Source organism: Xanthomonas campestris pv. badrii (assembly GCF_012848175.1).
In the GTDB taxonomy this organism is placed as follows: domain Bacteria; phylum Pseudomonadota; class Gammaproteobacteria; order Xanthomonadales; family Xanthomonadaceae; genus Xanthomonas; species Xanthomonas campestris_C.
Map to the genome: position 1 here is coordinate 3452730 of NZ_CP051651.1, position 20388 is coordinate 3473117.

The following is a 20388-nucleotide window of genomic DNA, read 5'->3' on the forward strand; positions in this document are numbered from 1 at the left end:
TGCGGCATGATCGAGCGCACCGCTACTGATCGACCAGCCGATCGCGCCCCTGGCGCTTGGCCTGGTACAGCCGGCGGTCTGCCAACGCGAGCAGTTCGCGCCGGGTGGGCGCTTCGTCGCTCATCGCCATGCCCATGCTGGCGGTACACCGCACCACGATGCCCTGGGCCTGCACTTCGATCGCTGCCAAGCGCTGCCGCATCTGCTCGAACAGCGCGCGGGCCTGCGCCGCATCCAGCCCGGTGGTGGCCAGCAGGAACTCTTCGCCGCCATGGCGCGCAGCAAAACACTGCGCCTGATCCTGGTCGCTCAACGCCTCGCCCAGCGCGCTGAGTACCGCATCGCCCACGTCGTGGCCGTACTCGTCGTTGATGCGCTTGAAGTGATCGATATCCATCAATGCCAACGCCAGCGTGGCGCCGCCGCTGCGCGCCTGCTGGAACCACTGCTGCAGCACGCGCTCGGCCTCGCGCCGGTTCGGCAGCGCGGTCAATACGTCGTGGCTGGCACGGTATTCGAGCTGGCGCATCAACGCCTCGCGTTCCTGGCTGGCCTGCTGCAGGGCGACATTCTTGTCGCTCAATTCGCGGGTGCGTCGGTCGATCACGGTATTGAGCTCGCGCTGACGGCGCCGGTAGCTGGCCGTGCGCCAGAGGTAAAAGCCGTAGATCAGGCTGCCCAGCGCAAGCACGCCCAGCGCGATCACCTCGCGACGGCGCCACCACGGCGGTGCCAGCGTGATGACCAGGCTCGATTCCCCGAGCAAGGCAGTCTGCCGCCAATCCACCGGCAACGACATCGCCTGCACGCGGAAGCGGAAGCGGCCCGGCGGCAGGTTGGTATACACCGCCTCGGTAGCGTTGTCGGCGTCCACCCAGTCAGGATCGAAGCCTTCCAGCCGATAGCGGTAACGCACCTTGTCCGGCCCGCGAAAATTCAGGCCCGCATAGCCGATGGCGATACGCCGGGTTTCCGCGCCCAGCAAATGCTGGCCGCTCAGCGGCTGCACCATGCCATCGACCAGCAGGCGTTCGAACACGATCGGCACGCGATGGCCTTGCAAGGTGCCGACCCGCGCCGGATCGATCACGCCAAGACCGGCAGAGGTGGGGAACAGCAACTGTCCGGACAGCGTCAGCCAGCCGGCCGGTGCGCTGCTGCCATTGCCCTGGTTGCTGGGCATGCCATCGCTGCGATCCACCACCTCCACGCTCAGTTGCTGGCGGGTGCCGGCATCGATCTGGTCGAAGTCGCTGCGGGCGATGCGGAACACGCCATGGTTGCTCGACAGCCACAGATAGCCGCGGCCGTCGTCGATCACGCGAAACACCTTGTCGCGTGGCAGCCCGACACGGTGGTCGTAGACCTGGAAGCGCTCGCCGCGCAAGCGCAGCAGGCCGCGATCGCTGGCAATCCACAGATCGCCGCTCGCATCGCGCAGGAAGTCGAAGGCGTTCTGCCCGGGGAAATCCTGCTCGCCCAGCCACGCACGGGTGCTGCCGCCCGGCGACAGCCCGGTCATGCCGCGGTCGGTACCGATCCACACGATGCCCTGCGCATCGCGATACAACGCCTGCACCGACCCGTCGGGCACGCCATCGGCTGCGGTGTAGCGGCGTGCCTTGCCGTCGCGCCAGCGCACCAACCCGCCAGTGGTGCCGATCCACAGATCCTCGCCATCGGGCAGCACCGCACGCACCGACAGCGACGGCAGCCCATCGCCCGCACCGATGCGCACCACCACCTTGCCCTGCGCATCCAGCCGCAGCACCCCCTGGCTATAGGTGCCGGCCCACACCCCGCCATCGCCGGCATCGGCCAGCGACAGCACCGACTGCTCCAGCACGCGGCCACCTTCGGTCGGCAGCAGCGACACACGGCTGATCTGGCCATCGCGCCAGCGATCCAGGCCCACCGCGCTCCCCACCCACACGGTGCCGTCGCTGGTCTGCAACACCGTGCGCACGTAATCCGAGGCAAGCCCGTCGTCCTGGGTGATGCCATGCGCGGCGCCTTCGGCGATGCGGAACAGGCCATGCGTGCTGCCGACCCAGATCAGGCCCTCGGCATCTTCCAGCAACGCCGGGCTGGCGACCCCGGAGATCGACACCTGCTCATCGGGCACGCCCGCGCCGCTGTGCACCACCAGCGTACCGCTGGGCATGCTCATCCACAGATGTCCGCGCCGATCCAGCAACAAGGCATCCACCCGCTGGCCCTGACGAAACCGTTGCAACCCACCGCCGCGGCTCCACCACCACACGCCGTCGTCGCCGGCGACCAGCAAGCCGCCCTGGCGATCGTTGGCAAGCCGGCGCACCGGCACATTCCGCATCCCATGCTCCTGGCCCCAGACAACCGCCGGGCCACCGGCACGCGGCAGCAGGAACAACCCGGCTTCGGTGCCCACCCAGAGATCGCCAGTGTCGTCGGTGGACAAGGCGGTGATGCGCGCGCGCGGCAAGCCGGACTGGCGGCCGACATCGACCAGCCGCCCGTCCGGCTCGATCCGGTACAGCGTCTGCGGCGTGCCCACCCACAGCGCGCCATCGGCCCGGCGCAACAGGGCACTCACCGCCAAGTGGCGTGCCGAGGCATCGCCCAGCTGCTGCCAGTTGCCGTCCTTGTAGCGATACACGCCGTCGAAGGCGGTGCCGAACAACATGCCGCCCGCGCTGTCACGCAGCACCACGAACACGCCGCCCAGTTCCACGCCCGGCGTGTTCTGGCGGTCGTACACGGTGAAATCGCGGCCGTTGAAGCGCGCCACGCCTTCCCAGGTTCCCAGCCAGATCAACCCGTCTTCGCCCTGGGCCACCGCATGCACCAGGTTGTGCGGCAGGCCGTCGTCCATATTCCAGCGCGTGACGGTGTGGTAGGCGGTGTGCTCCAGCGGCTGCGCGGCGGCGGGCTGCATGCCGGGCAGGCCGCAGCAGACCACGCACCAGAGCCACGCAATCGCCATCCGCAGCACGCGTGTGCCGCGGAGGCTGGATGCCTGCGGTTGCCCCCCCACCCTGTCCACGCTCCCCCGTTCCCCTCGTCCGTGCCATTGGAGATGCCTGCCGGTATGCACGGGCAGGCGCCGGGCCAATCTAGCACCGGGGTTTTATCGCTGCCCTAGGTACATCCCCCACAGCTGCCGGGCGCACCATGACACCGGGCGCATCCGCAGGAACAAGTGATAGACAATCACTATTGGCGATGCCCGGGCCAGCGTAAAGACGGCGCGGCTGGCGGCGATCGCACGGGATCTTCCGGGGTGCCATCCACCGGGCGAACGGTGGTGGCGCCCGCAGGGCGTTGGCAGCGGCGCTGATGCATTCAGCCCACCGAGTATAAATATAGAACCCGATGGTCTAGTATTGACCGCATGTCCAGCTCGCCCCCACTCAAGTCCAAGGCCAGGAGCAACGGCCCTGGGCGTCCCAAGGATCTTGGGAAACGCGCCGCCATTCTTGGGGCGGCCCGTACGCTGTTCATGGAGCAAGGCTATGCCGGGGTAAGCATGGATGGGATCGCCGCGCTGGCTGGCGTCTCCAAGCTCACCGTCTATAGCCACTTCGGCGACAAGGAAAGCCTGTTTTCCGAGGCGATCCGTGCGCAGTGCCAGGAGATGATGCCCGACGACCTGTTCGATCATGCGCCCAAGGGCGCGCTGCGCGACCAGTTGATCGAGATCGCCCATGCGTTCTTCGCCATGGTCAGCACCGAATCGGCCATCTCCACCCACCGCATGATGATGGCGCCGGGTACCGGCGACGTGCATGTGCGCGAGATGTTCTGGGATGCCGGCCCCAAGCGGACCCAGCAGGCGCTGGCGGCCTTCCTGGCCGCGCGCGTGGCCGATGGCCAGCTGGACATTGCCGATTTGCCGCGCGCCGCCTCGCAATTCTTCAGCCTGCTCAAGGGCGAGCTGTACGCCCTGATGATGTGCGGCCTGCACGGCCAGCCCACGCAGGCGCAGGTGAACGAGCACATCGATTCCAGCGTGGATTTCTTCCTGAGGGCGTATGTGCCGCGCTGATTGCCCCCGGCCTTTGGTGGCGATGACTTCCGGCACTGCGCCGGTGATCGGTGCGCAGCGATGCTAGATGCACCAGTTGCCCCGTGCACCGGTAAAATGCTCGCCCCACCGCGTTGGATAACCGCACCATGACGATCGATTTCACCCAGGCCCGCGAAAAGATGGTCGAACAGCAGATCCGGCCGTGGGACGTGCTGGACCTGCGCGTGCTCGACGTGCTGGCGCGCCTGCCGCGCGAAGCCTTCGTGCCGGAGGCCTACAAGACCCTGGCCTATGTCGATGTGGAGATTCCGCTGTCGGCCGGCCACAAGATGATGAAGCCGGTGGTCGAAGGCCGCATGTTGCAGGCGCTGGATCTGCAGCCGGGCGAAGACGTGCTGGAAATCGGCACCGGCAGCGGGTTTTCCACCGCCTGCCTGGCCGCGCTGGCCCGCGAAGTGGTCAGCCTGGAGATCGACCCGGCGCTGGCCGCCGCGGCACGCACCAATCTCGACACTGCCGGCCTCGGCAGCAACGTGCGCATCGAAACCGCCGATGTCTTCGGCTGGCAGAGCGAGCGCCGCTTCGACGCCATCTGCGTGACCGGCGCGGTCGATACGCTGCCTGCCCAGTGGCTGCAGTGGCTGCGCCCGAATGGCCGGCTGTTCGTCGTCCGCGGTCACGATCCGGTCATGGAAGCGGTCCTGGTCCGTGGCGAGGTCAACGCCCCGCGCATCGAATCGTTGTTCGAAACCGACCTCGCCTATCTCCAGGGCGCCGCACCAACGCCCCGATTCCAATTCTGATTCCCAAGGAAGCTCCCCGATGATCCGCCGATCCCTCGCCCTGGCCCTGGCCGCCGTCCTGTCACCGATGGCAGCGCATGCCACCGATCTGCTGCAGGTCTACGAAATGGCCCGCAACGGCGATCCGCAGCTGGCCGTGGCCGAGTCCACCCGGCTGGTGAATCGGGAGGGCGAAGTGCAGGCGCGTGCGGCGTTGTTGCCGCAGATCAACGGTGGCTACGACTACAGCAAATCGCACCGCGAAATCGAAGGCCAGGATGGCCGTATCACCACCTCGTCGCGCTCCACCCAGGTGCAAGGCTCGCAGACGATCTTCAACTGGTCGCAGTTCGCCACCTTGCGTGCGCAACGCGAAGTGGCCAAGGCGGCCGATTTCACGCTCGCGTCGGCCAACAACGACCTGATCACCCGCACCTCGGCAGCGTATTTCCAGGTGCTGGTGGGTATCGAATCGCTGGCGGCTGCAGAAACCAACGAAGCGGCGGCCAAGAAGCAGTTCGACTACGCCGACAAGCGCCTTGAAGTGGGCCTTGCGCCGATCACCGACGTACACGAAGCCCGCGCCCAGTACGACCAGGCACGCGCCGACACCATCAACGCACGCAACACGCTGAAGGATTACTACCAGGCACTGACCGAACTCACCGGCCAACCGGTAGTGGGCCTGCGCGCGCTGCCGGAAGATTTCCGTCCCGAAGTGCCTGCCGCCTACAGCAATGTGGATCAGCTGGTCGCCAGCGCGATCGCCGACAACCCGGCATTGAAGGCGCAGCAGCTACAGGTCAGCGCAGCAGAGGCACAGGTCAATGCCGCGCGTGCAGGTCACCTGCCCACGGTCAGCCTGACCGGCAGCATTGGCCGTAGCAATAGCTGGGGTACCGGCGCCGCTGAAAGCGGCGTGTTCACCACGCAGGGCCGCGATATCGATACCGATTCGGTCGGCATCAGCGTGTCCATCCCGATCTTCGCTGGCGGTGCCACGCAATCGGCCGTGCGTCAGGCGCTGTCGCGGCGCGATATCCAGCAGGACACCTACGAGCAGCAGAAGCGCGCGCTGGACCGCAATACGCGCAATGCCTACCAGACCGTGGTGGCCGGTATCAGCGAAGTGGAAGCGCGTCGCCTGGCCGTGGTCTCCGCGCAGGCGGCCTACGACGCATCGCAGGTCGGCCTGGAGGTCGGTACCCGCACCGTGCTGGACGTGGTGCAGAACCAGCGCACGCTGTTCCAGGCGCAGTTGAACTACGCGCAGTCGCGCTACACCTTCCTGCAGAACCGTCTGCTGCTGGGTCAGGCCATCGGCAAGCTGGACATCACCGATCTGCAGGACGTCAATCGTCTGCTGTCGCAGGATGCCGAGTCGAAGCTGCAAGGCAGCGGTTCGCTGCAGTAAGACTGCATTGCACTTCATGAGAAGGCGGGCGAAAGCCCGCTTTTTTCATGGGCACTGCGCTCTGATGCAGACCACGGTGCGGCGGCTGCGATGCATACGCCAGCGCGCAGTGCGATGACATGCACGCGATAAAGCGCCGCGGCGATTCACGCCACGGCGCCGTCGAGACTGCACCTTGAACTCCGCCGGTCAGCGCATCTGGCTCGACACAGCTTCGGCGCGCAGAGGCAGCGAACCTCAGCTCATCACGCCCTCGGTGGCCACCGGCGGCAGATCCTGCGCGATCTGCACCAGCGTCCGCGCCACCGCGCCCTTGCCATTGGCCACCAGCGCCAGGCCCGCCGCCGCCATCGCCTCGCGCTGTGCGGGATCGCCCAGCAACCGGGCCAGATCGCGATACACGCAATCGGCGTCCTCGCAGATGGCAACCGCATCGGCCTCGCGCATGCGCCGCGAGATTTCCGAAAAGTTATGCAGATGCGGGCCGGTCACCGCCGGCGTGCCCACGGCTGCCGGCTCCAGCAGGTTGTGCCCACCGATCGGCTGCAGGCTGCCGCCGACGAAGGCGACCTGCGCGCATGCATAGAAACTCATCAGCTCGCCCAGGGTATCGAGCACGAAGACCTTGTCGCGCGCCTGCGGCCACTGCTGCACCCTGCGTGTGGCCACGCGCCAGCCACGCTCGCGCGCCAACGCCTCGACCTTGGGAAACCGCTCGGGATGGCGTGGCGCCCACAGCAGCAGCAGATCGGGAAACTCGACCAGCAGCCGCGCATGGATATCGGCCACCGCAGCCTCCTCGCCTTCATGCGTGCTGGCGGCAATCCATACCGGTCGTGTTGCCGGCACATGGGTGCGGAACTGCGTGACCAGTGCCTGCAATTGGTCGGGCGCGGCGATATCGAATTTGAGATTACCCAGCGCCACCACCTGCTCCGGCCGCGCCCCCAGGGTGAGGAAACGTTCGGCATCGTCCTGCGATTGCGCCGCCACGCAGGTCACCGTACGCAGCGCGCGGCTGATCAACGGCGCCAGCACGCGATAGCCGCGCAACGAGCGCGCCGACAGCCGCGCATTGAGGATGTACAGCGGAATCTTGCGGTCGCGGCAACCGAACAACATGTTCGGCCACAACTCGGTTTCCAGGATCAGCGCCAGCCGCGGGCGGAAGTGCTCGAGAAACCGCCCCACGCTGCCGGGCACGTCGTACGGCAGATAGACGTGATCCACCGCATCGCCCCACACCGCACGCACGCGTTCGGAGCCGGTGGGCGTGATGGTGGTGATGACCCAACGGATATCCGGCCGCTGCGCGCGCAAGGCGTTGACCAGCGGCGCGGCTGCGTTGACCTCGCCCACCGACACCGCATGCACCCACACGCGCGGGCGGCCGCAGGCATGCGTGTACGACGCATAGCGCTCGTTCCAGCGATTGAAGTATTCGCGCACGCGGAAACCGCGCCACACCAGGTGGTACACCGTGATCGGCAGCAACAGATACAACAGCGCCGAGTACAGCCCACGCAACAGCCATTCGATCGGGTCTTTCCGCATCCGTGCAGGATACGGGAGCGCTCCTGCATGCGCATGTGCACGCTGCCGCGCACCCGCGATCCCTTAGAATTGGCGCATGTCCGAGTCCGCCAACGTCGCCGTCCGCCCCTCCCTGCGCAACCCCAGGCACTGGCCCATGTTCCTTGGCCTGGGCGTGATGGTACTGGCCGGGCGTCTGCCCTGGACGCTGCAGCGCGCATTGGGCCGCGGCGTGGGCTGGATCGCGATGCGCCTGGCTGGCACGCGCCGACGCGCTGCCGAGGTCAACCTCAAGCTCTGCTTTCCCGAGCAGGACGATGCCTGGCGGGCACGACTGTTGCGCGATAGTTTCGATGCGCTGGGCGTGGGCCTGTTCGAATTCGCGCGCGCCTGGTGGGGCAGCATCGACGCCATTCGCCCCGGGGTACAGATCGAAGGCCTGGAACATCTGCAACGGCTGCAGGAACAACAACGCGGCGTGCTGCTGGTCTCCGGCCATTTCATGACGCTGGAGATGTGCGGGCGCCTGCTCTGCGACCACGTGCCGCTGGCCGGCATGTACCGCAAGCACCGCAACCCGGTGTTCGAATGGGCGGTCAAGCGTGGGCGTCTGCGCTATGCCACGCACATGTTCGCCAACGAAGATCTGCGCGCCACCATCAAGCACCTCAAGCGCGGCGGTTTCCTGTGGTACGCGCCGGACCAGGACATGCGCGGCAAGGACACCGTGTTCGTGCCGTTCTTCGGCCACCCGGCGTCCACCATCACCGCCACCCATCAGCTGGCGCGGCTGACCGGCTGCGCGGTGGTGCCGTACTTCCATCGCCGCGAAGGCGGCCGCTACATCCTCAAGATCGCGCCGCCGCTGGCGGGCATTCCCTCAGAGGATGTGATCGCCGATACCACGCAGGTCAATGCGGCGATCGAGGACATGGTGCGCGAGGCACCGGATCAATACCTGTGGATCCATCGCCGCTTCAAGCGTCAGCCCGGCGGGCGTAGCGCGTTCTATCGGTGATGTGGATTGGTCCGAAGCATGTTGTAAGCGCATCCATGCTGCGCATCTTCAAGCAGGTACTCGACTCGACCGCTGACAGAATTCAGAAATGGAGCGATATCGAAGCGGCGTTCCAGCAGACATGCATGCAAGACGACCTATAGGTACGGCAGACGAGCCCGGTGTTCGCCGACCACCGCCAGCATATGGATGGGCAATCCGTAGGCGTAGGCATACAGCTCGATCCAACCCGGATTCAGCGTTTCGACGAGTCGTCGCTGCCAGGCATGTGGCCAGGTGCGGAGTTGCTTCGCCCGCGCCTGCGCCGTTGCCACGTCGGCATACGCTTGCAACCACACTAGCAAAGCCGGTCTCACGCAACTCTCTGGCACGACCTGGCTCTGGTCCCGCGCGAAGCGCTTGGTGATCTTTTCGATCGCGCTCATGCTGTCTGCCACGTCGATATAGAACGTTTCGCATTGTGCATGCGCAAGCAAATAGACCAGCGCCGGCCCATGTTGGAGACTGTGCCAGTCCACGCGCTCCAGAGCCAAGAACTCAGGACCCAGTACCGACACTTCAGGTCGCATCCAAGATGTGCTGTCAGCCACTGGCATGGGCTCCTTGCTTGCCAGCATTGCAAACCTTGCCGAGCGCATTGGCCGATACCGGTTGGCGTGCGCGCATGCTCGGCTGCATCTGCATACCACGGAGGGGAGTGTCGCACTTTCGATGTGGCGCAGGGATCGCGCAACCAGCGTCCATGCTCGGCAGCGATGCAAGGGCTGACCTCAATATCACCCGGCTATCCAAGTACCGGCCCTGGCGGTACCGGGTCCTGCCTGGCTTGCGCTGCCGCCTGCCGCTGCGCGGTCTCCAGCGTGTGGGCCTGCGCCTGTTGCATCGATTCCTGGATCGACGGCGTAGGCTCGGCGAGCGAGAGGTTCATCCGCTTGGTGGGGTCGGTGGCGTGTTGCGCATAGAAGGTGTCGTTGACTACATCCACGCGCCCGTGCCAGTCCGGCTTGAAGCCGATGGTGTACATCTCTGTAGCGACCTGGTGCAGGCGATCCTCCGGCAGCGGCGTGCCCTTGGCCTCCAGGCGATCTTTCACGTCTGCATACAGCGCATGGCCGGGGTGCGCGGGATCACTCATGGGCCGCAGTGCGGGCGACGTGTGGTTGCGCTGAGGGCTGTCGATGCCCCTTGCCACTTCGGTTTTCTCCTGCTCCTTCAGTCGCCCACGCTCCTGTTGTAGCGTTTGCTCCTGCTGCAGCTGCCACTGGCGTTGCTGGTCCAGTGCGTGTTGTTGGTGCTGCGCGTGCAGGTCGGGTTGGCTGCGGTCGGGAGATGCGCCGGCTGCGGTTGGTGCGGCCATCGCGGCGTGCGGCGCGTCCTGCAGCCCGGGAGCAGCAGGTTGCGGCGTCACCTCGCGCTGGGCAATGGCAATGCCTGCCTGCTGCTGCACCGCCGCCAGGGTGCTGCGGTCGGTAATGCCGTTGACCTCGTCCATGCCGTGCATCAGCTGGAAGGCCTGCACCCCGCGCTGGGTGGGCTGGTCGTAGACGCCATTGATTTCCACCGGGGTCTTGATCCGCTCATTGATACCCAGCTGGATCAGGCTGGCCTGCAGCGCCTGTACCTCGGTGCCACGGTCGCCAGGCTGCAGGCGTCCCTGATCGCTGGGCGCCAAGCTGGCAGAGACTCCGGCGGTGTTGGACACATGGGTGTCAGTGCTTAGCGCCGGCGGTGCAACCGAAGGTCCGGCAGCCTGGATGGCTGGCGCAGGCGCGACGTCGATCCCGGGTGCACGCACGTTGACGGTGGCGAGCGTGGCGATCTCGGGCGCTGCGTTTGGCGCAATGCGCTGGTCATTGGGCTGCGACGGCGGCGCGGGGCCTGCGGCAACGTGTGGCACCGACGCTTCAGCGGTGGGTGCGAGGTCTTGCCCGCGCATCTGCACCTCGCGCAGGGCTTGCCGAATGTCCTCACTGCTGGTCACGGCGGCCACACGGTCCACCCCATCGGCATCGCGCTGAAAATGCGCAATGGGGCTATCGGCACCAAATGCACCGGTGGGGCCGCGTTGCAATTTCATCGAGCCATCGCCGGTAAGGCCATGCGCTGCGCGCGTGCGCGTGGTCGCCAGATCGATCGCCTCGCGCCACTCCGGCTTCAGTTCGGTGCCGACGATGCGATAGCGGTAGAGCGTTTGTTCGCGCTGCTGATCCTGGGGCGAGGGCGGCGACTGCTGGATGGCCGCCACCGCCTGCGCATGCTCAGCCAGTGCCGGCTGCAGGATCGCGCGGGTGGTGTCCAGTTCCAAAGCGACATTGCCTGTCGCAGGGCCGGTGGCGCCGGCCCAGCGGCCGTCGACAGCGCGGCGATACTGCTGGCCGTCCGATGCGGTCAACGTGTCTGGATTGGGTAATGCCTGTCGTACTGCCTCCGACAACGGCAATCCAGCCGCCGCCCAGCCGCTGCGCTGATACGCCAGCTCATAGCGCGCGGCAATCGCGCCGGGGCTGTTGGCGATGTTGCCGGCGATCACCGCTTGCGCTTGTGCGTCCAGTTCCGCCGCGCGCTCTGGCGGTGCGATATCGGTGCGATAGACAGCGCTGTCGGCGTCTGCAACCACACCGCTCTGTACCGTGCGCCGCCATTGCCCGTCGTTGGGATCGCGCGCCCAGTCGGCGGGGCTCAAGCTGGGCGGATCGGTGTCGCTGGCCGGCAGGCGATACGGATTTTGCGGTGCGGGTGCATCTTTGAGTGCCAGCGCGGCGGCGGCGTTGGTGGCCTGGTAATTGAGTTGGCGGGCTTTTTCGTAGCTGGCGACGATGGGTGTGGCGGTAGGATTGTCCACGCCATCATTGGTGGTGTCGGCCTTGCCCTCGCGCGCCCACGCGGTGCCGTTGAACGACCATTGCGTCCCCTCGCGGTCGGTCTGGGTGTAGATGGCGCGGTTGTCGAGCAACTCGGCAGCCTTCTCGCCGGCCTTGCTCATGAAATACGCATCGGCCGCGATCAGCGCCATCGGGCCGGCACCGGATGCGCCCAGCGCATACGCCGCTGCGGTGCCACCGGCCCAGCCACCAACGTTGCGGCCGGCGAAATGCGCCAATTCCGATTGCGCGGCCAGCGGGTTGCTTTGCGAAAGCAGCGTGGCGATCTTCTCGCCGGACTGCTGTGCCTCGTACAGCGTGGCGGCCACGCCCAGCGTGCCAGCGGCGCGCACGCCAGGATGGTCGAGCAGCGTCGGTGCATAAGGCCGGAACGCGACATTGCCACTGCGCTCAAGGCGTGCAGCCAATGCATCGCCTTCGGTCAACGCGGCATCGGCGACCTGCGCGGTACGTTGTACCGGTCGTGCGGCCTCTGCCATCGGCGCCAATGCGCCGTGCAGCGGCTCGGGCGCTTGGGCAGGGACCGTGACCACTTCGCCTGGGGGCACGTAACGCGCGTTATCGGCTGTGAGTTGATGCACCTGGCCGGCGAGCGTGGCACGCTCGACCTTGGATGCCACGCGAAACAAGGCATTCCCTTCTTCGGAGCTGTGCAGCACATTCATCCGCGCATCGGTCGGCTCGTGCATGCGCGGCAACAACGGTTCGCTGAGCAAGCCGTTGTGATAATCGGTCATCAGGTTGAGGCTGCGCACGCCCAGCCCGCCGCGCAGATAACTACCGCCGATGTCCGAATGCGCGCCGGCGACGGTGACATGCAGAAAGCGCCCATCTTCCGAAACGCCCTGCGGAAGGATCTGATCCACCGGAAACAAGCCGCGCCGCTCATCGGCGGCGGTGACCTGAAAGCCGGACACCACCGACGGCGGCAGGCGCCGGTCGAACAGCTCCATATAGCCGGTGGGCACCGGGTCGTACAGGCCCACGCTCATCGGCGTCAGACCAGGGGCCTGATGGTAGCGGTTGTAGATGGGATGGCCGTCTTCGCTAACGCCGCCGATGCCGCTGTAAGGATCGGGAATGCCGCGGCCATCGATCATGCGCGCCAGCAACGGCACCTGGCTGGCGCCGCGGCTGAAACCCTCCAAGTGGAAGGCGATCTTGGCTTGCGGGTCGGCCTTGAAGATTTCCTGCGATCGTTTTGTTAAATCTTTATACATTTCCTCTGCACGCGCCAGGCTGGTGCGGCCAGTGGCGCCGTCCACCGTGCGCGCCAGAACCTGATCCTGGGTGCCGGCGCCTTCGATGTATTCGAAGTCGATGCGTTTTACACCAGCGTCTTTCAGGCCTCTGATTTGCTCCTTGAACTTCGCGACATTGGTGGCATGCAACGGATCCTTGTCGGCATCGTTGCCTGTGCCATCCATCAGGCCTACGATCAGATACGAGTGCGGGTCGGTACGGTCGAACAGCTGCGGCACCTTGAAGCGGTAGAGGTCCTGCGCCGCCTGATCGTAAGTCTGCAGATGCTCCGGCGTTGCAGCGTAGTGCGACACATCGTCCAGCGGCAGGCCATCTTCGCCCAGTTGCAGCACGGTCTTCTTGTCCATGGTGCATGCTCCGTCAGTGGGTCTTGGTCCAGGCGAGGATCAGTTCATCGCGGCTGATTTTCTTGAGCGGATCATGCTTTGGATCGACTAGATGCTTAGTCAGTATGTCAGCTCGCATATACACATTGATCGTGCGGTCGTTGACTTCGAGCAGTATATAAACCCGGTGACGTCCGTCCGCAAAGTATCCGTACACCATCCAGAATTCATCAACATCCTCCTTAGGGACGTTGTGCAGGATGAGATGACCCGGAAAGATCTTCTCGAAATCGATCTCGACATAGCGCTCCACGCCGTCCATCGCCGTCCAGCGGATATCGACTGTCGATGGAAAGCCGCGTTTCTCGAACTCTTCGGTGCTGCCGAAGCCGCCAGTCCAATCGTCTTTCCAGTCAGGTGCGTATGGGGCACCAGAAGGCTTGTCGAGATGGAGCGAATGCTGATGCCGATCAAAAATAATGCTGCATTGCAGGGTGTGATAGCAGCGCGCATCGAACGAATAACTATCGAACCGCAGCGGCCACGGCTCACGCGGCTTCTTCTTGAACGGATTGCGGAAGTTGAACATGTCGGGGGCGCCAGGATCAGGGAGAGAGTCATGCAGCGCCACTGGCGCTTCGTTATCCAGTGTAGGGCCCTGTGGCACCGGCTGCATCCAGGGTGCTGGCTTGGGCTTGCGCTTGACCTGCGCCGGTAGCCCGTTGCGGGGCAGCGGGCGCCATCGACCACCGAGATGCGCGCTCAGAAGGCAGACGCATCAGCCCGGCGGTGGCTGATCTGCGTCGTCGTTGAGCAACGCGCCGGCATACAGGCCGGCCAGCATCAGGCTCAGCCCGCCCCAGAAGCTGGAATAGAACGCCAGATGCGTATTGAGCGGGAACAGCGTTGCCACCAGCGCGATCATCGCCGGGCGCGCCTGCTCGCGCGCAGCAGCGCTCGAGTAGCGCCACGCACGCCAGGCCTGCGCCGCGCCGGCCAGCCAGAGCAACAGCCCGATCACCCCGGTTTCGGCCAGGATTTCCAGCACGATCTGATGCGCGTGGAAGGCCGGGCCATCGCCCCAGGCCGGCGCCTGGGTCGGCGCCGGATTGCAGGCCGGATAGGCCTGCCGGAAGCCGCGCGCGCCCACCCCATTGAGCGGATGCGCGCGGATCATGCACAGCGCCGCGCCCCAGATCTGGCCGCGCCCGGACAAGGCCTGATCCACGCCCTGCTCGCCACCGCCGAACGCCAGCGCGGTGCGCTGGAGACGCTCGCGCGCCTGCGGCGCCACCGCCACCACGCCGCCGGCCAGCAATACGCCGACCACCGCCGCTGCCAGCAGGCGGCGACCGCCCAGCAACTGCCAGCCGGACAGCAGCACGATCACGCCGTAGGTGATCCACGAAGCGCGCGACCCGGCCAACACCAGCACAACGCCGACCGCCGCCGCTGCGCCTGCCCAGGCCCAGACGTTGCGTCGCCCCAACGCCAGCAACAGGAACGGCGACAGGCTGGCCAGGGTCTGCCCGAACTTGAGATTGCACGGCCCCAGCACGCCGCTGAGGCGGTCCACCAGCGCCAGCTCCTGCGGCGTGCATAGCCCATGCCCGCTGATCAGCTGCTTGAGCTGATTTAGCCCGAAGAACAGCGGGCTGCTGCCGATCGCGGCCTGCATCAACGCATCCAGCGTCCATATCCCGGCGATCACGGCCAGGCCGGTGAAGGTGCGGCGGCGGCGCTGCGCATTGGCCACCGCAATCGCGCACAGCCACATGAACGGCAGATAGCGCAGGTCGGTGGCCGACTTGCGCAGCGCACGCCCGGCATCCACCGCATCGAACGCCGACAGCATCTGCGGCAGCCAGTAGGCGAAGAACAGTACGCTGGTCAGCGCCCAGGCCGCACCGCTGAGCAGGCCGGTGCCGCCGCGAAAGCGCGCGTGCAACAAGCGGTACGCCGCGAATACCGCGCCCAGTGACAGCACCGTTTCGGCCAGGCCCGGCGTAGGCCACAGCGCAACGAACAGGAGTACCCACAGCGGCGCCCAGCGGCCGGCGTCGGGGCTCAACACAGGCGCGCGCGCCATGGCGTCAGCGGCGGAGTTCGTCATAGACCTTCAAGGTGGCCACTTGCATGGCCTGCAACGTATAGGGAATCACCGCCGGCGCAGCGGGCGCCTGCTGCAGCAAGGCCAGCGCCTGCGCGCACAGGGCCTGGGCATCGAAGGGCGCCACCGCGCCGCCGGGCTGCAGCTCGGCCAGCAGTTCGCCCACCCCACCATGCGCCCAGCCCAGCACCGGCCGCCCGACGGCCAGGGCCTCGACCACGGTGCGGCCAAAGGCCTCCGGCTTGCGCGAGAGCTGCAGCACCAGATCGCTGGCGGCGTAGGCGTGGGCGATGCGCGCCGTCGGCTCGGTGAACGCGACTGCCTCGGCCACCCCCAACCGGGCCGCCTCGGCCTCCAGTTCGCGTAGATACGCCTCGCGTCCGGGCTCGCGCGCCCCGGGCAGCCATAGCCAGGCCGGCACGCCGGCAGCGCGGACATCGGCCAGCAGTTGCAGGCCGTCGGCATGCCCTTTCAGGCGGGTACCGCGGCCAGGCAGCAACAGCAGGGGCGCCTCGGCCGGCAAGCCGGGCAACAGGGTCTGGACCCAGGCGCGTGCCCGTCGATCCGGCTGCAGACGCCGCGGAAACTGGGCGATGTCCACGCCGCGCGAAATCGTGCGCAGGCGCGCCGGATCGGTGTGCGGATAGTGCGTACCCACGTAGTCGCGCACCGTGCGCGACACGCAGATGACCCGCTCGCCATAGGTCATCACCGCGCTGTAGCGGCTGGGCGAATTGAGCCCGTGCACGGTGGTGACAAAGCGTGGCCGGGTCGCTGCCGGCATGCCGCGCAGCGCGTACCAGCCCAGCCAGGCCGGCAGCCGCGAGCGTGCATGCACGATATCGGCCCCAAGCTCGGCGAACAGCCGGCGCAGGCCGACCACATGCCGCAGCGTCAACAAGGACTTGCGGCCGATATCCAGGGTCAGATGCTCGCCCCCGGCGTCCAGCAGCGGCTGGACCAGGCGCCCGCCGGCGGACACGACCACGGCGCGATGCCCCGCCTGCACCAGGGCAGCGGCGATTTCCAGGGTGGAGCGCTCGACGCCACCGGACTGCAGCGCCGGCAGCAGTTGCACCACGGTCAGGCGGTGCACCGGCCAGTATCAGTCGGCCAGCACGAACAACGCGCCGCAATACGGGCACTTGGCTTCGCCGTTGGGCTCGTCCTCGATCGGCAGGTACACGCGCGGGTGCGAGTTCCACAGCGCCATCTGCGGCGTCGGGCAGCTCAGCGGAAGGTCGCTGCGGTGCACGGTGTAACGCGTTTGCGCATTGGCGGGCGCGGTGGCGGTCTGGCTCATGGCGGTGCGATCGGAAGGCAAAGGCAGAACGCAGAGTCTAGCAGCCTGCGTGGTGATCGGCCCATTGCGCGTGCTGCGCCGGGCTGTGCGGGCGATGGTTGCAATCCAATCGCCGAGGCCGCTGCGCTTGCCGCATCCACCTTCCAGCGGCGCTGCAGTGCAACGACATCGCAACGGGCATGCCGCCTATCATCGGGGATCAGCGTGTTGCCGCCCGGCTGACTGAACCATACCGGGCGCAGCATCGCCTCAGCGCACGTGCTACCGCGTGCGCCCCAAGGAGACCACCTAGTGACCTTGCCTGTTGTCCTGCTGCCTCCGCGTGGTCTGCCGCGCGCCATCGCCGTTGCCCTGCTCTGTACCGCCGCGCTGCCGGCCCTGGCCGCAACGCACTTCGCGAACGCGTTCGAGGACGGCGACCCGTTGCCAATGCAAGTGAGGGACACTGCCGTGCAGGTTGCCATCGGCACCGGACCGGTAGCGCCGTATGCGGCCAAGCCGAACGCCGGCTACAGCGGAGCGCATGCGTTGCGTTATGCAACGCAAGGTGCAGCTGGGCGGCGCACGTTGTTCACCACCGATCTTCCGATCGACACGCACACCACGCTGTCGTGGATGGTCTTGCCGGAAAGTGTGGGCAACGATCATGTGGCCTCCACCTATGTGTCGCTGGACCTGCTGCTGGATGACGGCACGCGCGTGTCCGCCAGCGCTGCGCGCGATCAGCATGGGGTTGCGTTGGGTGCGTCTGCGCAAGGTCGGTCGAAGACGCTGTATCCGCAGCAGTGGGCACGCAAGCAGGCGCGGCTGGGCGATGTGGCCGGGTTGCGCGGGCGGCGCGTTGTGGCCATCGAACTGGAGGTGGCGCCGCCTGCGGGCGCGCGCGCGGCCGGCTGGATCGACGATATCGCCATGGCCGAGATGCCGCTGACACCGCCCGCACGTCCCTCGGACTGGGTGTTGACCACGCGCGGCACGCAATCCAATGGCACGTTTTCGCGTGGCAACAATTTCCCGGCAACGGCAGTGCCGCATGGATTCAACTTCTGGACGCCGGTGACCGATGCGGGGACGCTGACCTGGCTGTATCGCTGGAACGAACGCAACGGCGCCGATAACCGGCCACGCCTGCAGGCGCTGTCTCTCAGCCATCAACCCAGCCCCTGGATGGGCGACCGGCAGACCTTCCAGGTGATGCCTTCGCTCACTGCCGGGGTGCCGGAAGCCGATCGCGGAAAACGCGCGCTGGCGTTCTCGCACGCCAACGAAGTCGCGCGTCCCTATCGTTATGCAGTGCAGCTGGGCAACGGTATCCATGCCGAGATTGCGCCCACCGATCATGCGGCGCTGTTCCGTTTCCGCTTTCCCGCGCAGGGCGATGCCAACCTGCTGTTCGACAACGTGGATGCGCGCGGCGGGCTGCGCCTGGATCCGGCAACGCAGACACTTTCCGGTTACACCGATGTGCGTAGCGGGCTATCGACCGGTGCCACGCGCATGTACATCTATGCCAGCTTCGATACGCCCTGGCACAGCAGTGGCGCGATCGCCACCGGGCGCCCGACCGGCTGGATCAAGTTCGATGCCGGCAGCGCGCGACAGGTGCAGATGCGCATCGCCACCTCGCTGATCTCGGTGGATCAGGCAAAGCACAATGCCGAGCTGGAAATTGCCGCAGACGCGAGTTTCGAGCAGGTTGCCACGCGCGCGCAGGACGCCTGGGATGCGTTACTGGGGCGCTTCGACGTGCCCGATGCCACGGCCGACCAGAAGACCACGCTGTATTCCAATCTGTACCGGCTGCACCTGTACCCGAACTCGGCGCACGAAAACGTGGGCGCTGCGACTGCGCCGGATTGGCGCTACGCCAGCCAGAACAGCTGGTCGGACGACAACATCGACGGCAGCGCGGTGCGCAGCTTCGCGCCGATCCGCGATGGCCGGGTGTACGTCAACAACGGGCTGTGGGATACGTTTCGTACGGCATGGCCGGCATATGCGTTGTTTGCATCCGATGACGCCGGTGCCTTGGTGCAGGGGTTCGTGGAGCAGTCGCGGGCGGGCGGTTGGATCGCGCGGTGGTCCTCGCCGGGGTATGCAGACCTCATGGTGGGCACCAGCTCGGACGTGGCATTTGCCGATGCATGGCGAAAGGGCGTGGCCGGCTTCGACCCGGCCGAGGCATATGCCGCTGCGCTGAAGAATGCCACGGTGGTGGCGCCGGACCGGCATGTCGGGCGCAAGGGCATGGCGCGTTCGACCTTCCGCGGCTACACCGATACCGACACGCACGAAGGCATGTCGTGGTCGATGGAAGGTGCGCTCAACGACTTCGGCATCGCCGCCATGGCCGATGGGTTGTCCAACCAGGCCACAACGGCGGCAGCGCGCGAGCGCTATGCGACCGAGGCAGCGTATTTTCGTCACCGCGCGGCCGGGTATGTGGCGTTGTTCGATCCGTCAGCCGGCTTTTTCCAGGGCCGCACACCCGAGGGTGCGTGGCGCGTGGATGCGGCGCACTACGACCCACGCGTGTGGGGCAACGATTACACCGAATCCAGCGGATGGACGTTTGCGTTCACCGCACCACACGATGGCGAGGGCCTGGCGGCGCTATACGGTGGACGCGCCGCACTGGCCGCGAAGCTGGACACGTTTTTTGCCACGCCCGAAACCGCCCAAGCCCGCTTCGCCGGCTCCTATGGCGACACCATTCACGAGATGACCGAGGCGCGCGATGTGCGCATGGGCATGTATGCGCACAGCAATCAGACCGCGCACCACATCCCGTGGATGTATCTGTACACCGGGCAGCCGTGGAAAACGCAGCGCATAACCCGCGAGATCCTGGCGCGCCTGTATCTGGGCAGCGAGATCGGCCAGGGCTACGCAGGCGACGAAGACAATGGCGAGATGTCGGCGTGGTATCTGTTCGCCGCGCTGGGGCTGTATCCGCTGCGCATGGGCGCGCCGGAATACGTGATCGGCTCGCCGTTGTTCAAGCATGCCAGCGTGCGTTTGCCCAATGGCGGGACGCTGGTAGTCAATGCACCGCAGAATTCGCCGCAGAATGTGTATGTGCAATCGCTCAAACTCAACGGCACACCCTGGCGCAAGACCTGGTTGCCGCATGCGGCCATTGCCGACGGTGCAAGGCTGGACTTCGAGATGGGGCCGGCGCCTTCGCGCTGGGGCAGCGGACCGGATGAAGTGCCGCCATCGTTGACCCCTGCGGGGCAGCGCCCTGCCCCGTTGCGGGATGTGCTCGCAGACACGGCGCGCATCACGCTGGCCGATGGTGGCGACGTGGCTGCGTTGCATGACGACGATGCGGGGACGGTCGCCACACTTGCACCGACATCGACGCTGACACTCAGCGGCATGGCGCGCGGCACGCCGACGCTCTACACGCTGACCAATGGCCATGCGGCACTTGCGGCAACTGGATGGACCTTGCAAGCGCGCACGGCCGATGGCGCGTGGAAGGTCATCGATCAGCGCCGTGGGGAGACATTCGACTGGCCGTTGCAGACGCGGCCGTTTCGTATTGCCGCGCCCGGTGCGTATGCGGAATATCGGCTGCGCTTCAGTGCGCCGGCGAAGGTGCAGCTGGCGGAGATCGAACTGCTGGGGGCGGAGCCTGTGGCGCGGTGAAGGAGGCTCTGTCGAAATGTACGGTCGCGCTGCAACGTCAGCAGAGGTGGTGAACCGTACCCTCACACCAACCCCTCTCCCGGGGGGAGAGGGG

At 66.5% G+C, this 20388-nt stretch carries 12 protein-coding genes and 1 pseudogene; 5 read left to right on the forward strand and 8 right to left on the reverse strand.

What is annotated here, in order from left to right; genetic code table 11:
- Positions 1 to 22: 22 nt before the first annotated feature.
- Positions 23 to 2965, reverse strand: coding sequence for a ligand-binding sensor domain-containing diguanylate cyclase (locus tag HG421_RS14535; RefSeq protein ID WP_169706978.1), 2943 nt, complete (start codon positions 2963 to 2965; stop codon positions 23 to 25).
- Between the two features lie 408 nt (positions 2966 to 3373).
- Between HG421_RS14535 and HG421_RS14540 the strand changes: the two genes are divergently transcribed.
- From HG421_RS14540 to HG421_RS14550, 3 genes are all read left to right on the forward strand, one after another.
- Positions 3374 to 4027, forward strand: a complete 654-nt coding sequence (locus HG421_RS14540; RefSeq protein WP_169706979.1) for a TetR/AcrR family transcriptional regulator — start codon at positions 3374 to 3376, stop codon at positions 4025 to 4027.
- Positions 4028 to 4155: 128 nt separating this feature from the next.
- The gene (locus HG421_RS14545) at positions 4156 to 4812 is read left to right on the forward strand and encodes a protein-L-isoaspartate O-methyltransferase family protein (protein ID WP_169706980.1); all 657 of its coding nucleotides are present in this window, start codon (positions 4156 to 4158) and stop codon (positions 4810 to 4812) included.
- 19 nt (positions 4813 to 4831) lie between these two features.
- Positions 4832 to 6205, forward strand: a complete 1374-nt coding sequence (locus HG421_RS14550; RefSeq protein ID WP_169706981.1) for a TolC family outer membrane protein — start codon at positions 4832 to 4834, stop codon at positions 6203 to 6205.
- A 237-nt stretch (positions 6206 to 6442) separates the two neighbouring features.
- Here the strand turns inward: HG421_RS14550 and waaA are convergent, their stop codons facing one another.
- A complete protein-coding gene (waaA, locus tag HG421_RS14555) occupies positions 6443 to 7759 on the reverse strand; it encodes a lipid IV(A) 3-deoxy-D-manno-octulosonic acid transferase (RefSeq protein ID WP_169706982.1) in 1317 nt (438 codons plus the stop codon).
- A 76-nt stretch (positions 7760 to 7835) separates the two neighbouring features.
- On the opposite strand from waaA, the gene HG421_RS14560 reads away from it, so the two are divergent.
- On the forward strand, positions 7836 to 8756 hold the full coding sequence (locus tag HG421_RS14560; RefSeq protein WP_169706983.1) for an LpxL/LpxP family Kdo(2)-lipid IV(A) lauroyl/palmitoleoyl acyltransferase: 921 nt from the start codon (positions 7836 to 7838) through the stop codon (positions 8754 to 8756).
- A gap of 137 nt (positions 8757 to 8893) precedes the next feature.
- Here HG421_RS14560 and HG421_RS14565 read toward each other — a convergent pair whose 3' ends face one another.
- From HG421_RS14565 to HG421_RS14590, 6 genes and pseudogenes are all read right to left on the reverse strand, one after another.
- On the reverse strand, positions 8894 to 9346 hold the full coding sequence (locus tag HG421_RS14565) for an endonuclease (protein WP_248279384.1): 453 nt from the start codon (positions 9344 to 9346) through the stop codon (positions 8894 to 8896).
- 869 nt (positions 9347 to 10215) lie between these two features.
- A pseudogene (locus HG421_RS14570) lies at positions 10216 to 13248 on the reverse strand (phospholipase effector Tle1 domain-containing protein); the annotation flags it as partial.
- Positions 13249 to 13261: 13 nt separating this feature from the next.
- A complete protein-coding gene (locus HG421_RS14575) occupies positions 13262 to 13903 on the reverse strand; it encodes a hypothetical protein (RefSeq protein ID WP_248279385.1) in 642 nt (213 codons plus the stop codon).
- A gap of 102 nt (positions 13904 to 14005) precedes the next feature.
- On the reverse strand, positions 14006 to 15340 hold the full coding sequence (locus HG421_RS14580) for an O-antigen ligase family protein (RefSeq protein WP_169706985.1): 1335 nt from the start codon (positions 15338 to 15340) through the stop codon (positions 14006 to 14008).
- Entirely contained in the window at positions 15321 to 16433 is a 1113-nt protein-coding gene (locus tag HG421_RS14585) for a glycosyltransferase (RefSeq protein WP_169706986.1), read from the reverse strand. The genes HG421_RS14580 and HG421_RS14585 overlap by 20 nt, the downstream gene beginning before the upstream one ends.
- A gap of 9 nt (positions 16434 to 16442) precedes the next feature.
- Positions 16443 to 16640, reverse strand: a complete 198-nt coding sequence (locus tag HG421_RS14590) for a zinc-finger domain-containing protein (RefSeq protein WP_169706987.1) — start codon at positions 16638 to 16640, stop codon at positions 16443 to 16445.
- A 291-nt stretch (positions 16641 to 16931) separates the two neighbouring features.
- Here HG421_RS14590 and HG421_RS14595 point away from each other — a divergent pair, with 291 nt between their 5' ends.
- On the forward strand, positions 16932 to 20294 hold the full coding sequence (locus HG421_RS14595; RefSeq protein ID WP_169706988.1) for a GH92 family glycosyl hydrolase: 3363 nt from the start codon (positions 16932 to 16934) through the stop codon (positions 20292 to 20294).
- Positions 20295 to 20388: the final 94 nt, after the last annotated feature.

Excerpts from the sequence above, each read along its gene's own strand:
- HG421_RS14545 (WP_169706980.1), top strand. The coding sequence starts at position 4,156 with ATGACGATCGATTTCACCCAGGCCCGCGAAAAGATGGTCGAACAGCAG.
- HG421_RS14580 (WP_169706985.1), bottom strand. The coding sequence starts at position 15,340 with ATGACGAACTCCGCCGCTGACGCCATGGCGCGCGCGCCTGTGTTGAGC.
- waaA (WP_169706982.1), bottom strand. The coding sequence starts at position 7,759 with ATGCGGAAAGACCCGATCGAATGGCTGTTGCGTGGGCTGTACTCGGCG.
- HG421_RS14560 (WP_169706983.1), top strand. The coding sequence starts at position 7,836 with ATGTCCGAGTCCGCCAACGTCGCCGTCCGCCCCTCCCTGCGCAACCCC.
- HG421_RS14575 (WP_248279385.1), bottom strand. The coding sequence starts at position 13,903 with ATGCAGCCGGTGCCACAGGGCCCTACACTGGATAACGAAGCGCCAGTG.
- HG421_RS14550 (WP_169706981.1), top strand. The coding sequence starts at position 4,832 with ATGATCCGCCGATCCCTCGCCCTGGCCCTGGCCGCCGTCCTGTCACCG.
- HG421_RS14590 (WP_169706987.1), bottom strand. The coding sequence starts at position 16,640 with ATGAGCCAGACCGCCACCGCGCCCGCCAATGCGCAAACGCGTTACACC.
- HG421_RS14540 (WP_169706979.1), top strand. The coding sequence starts at position 3,374 with ATGTCCAGCTCGCCCCCACTCAAGTCCAAGGCCAGGAGCAACGGCCCT.
- HG421_RS14535 (WP_169706978.1), bottom strand. The coding sequence starts at position 2,965 with ATGGCGATTGCGTGGCTCTGGTGCGTGGTCTGCTGCGGCCTGCCCGGC.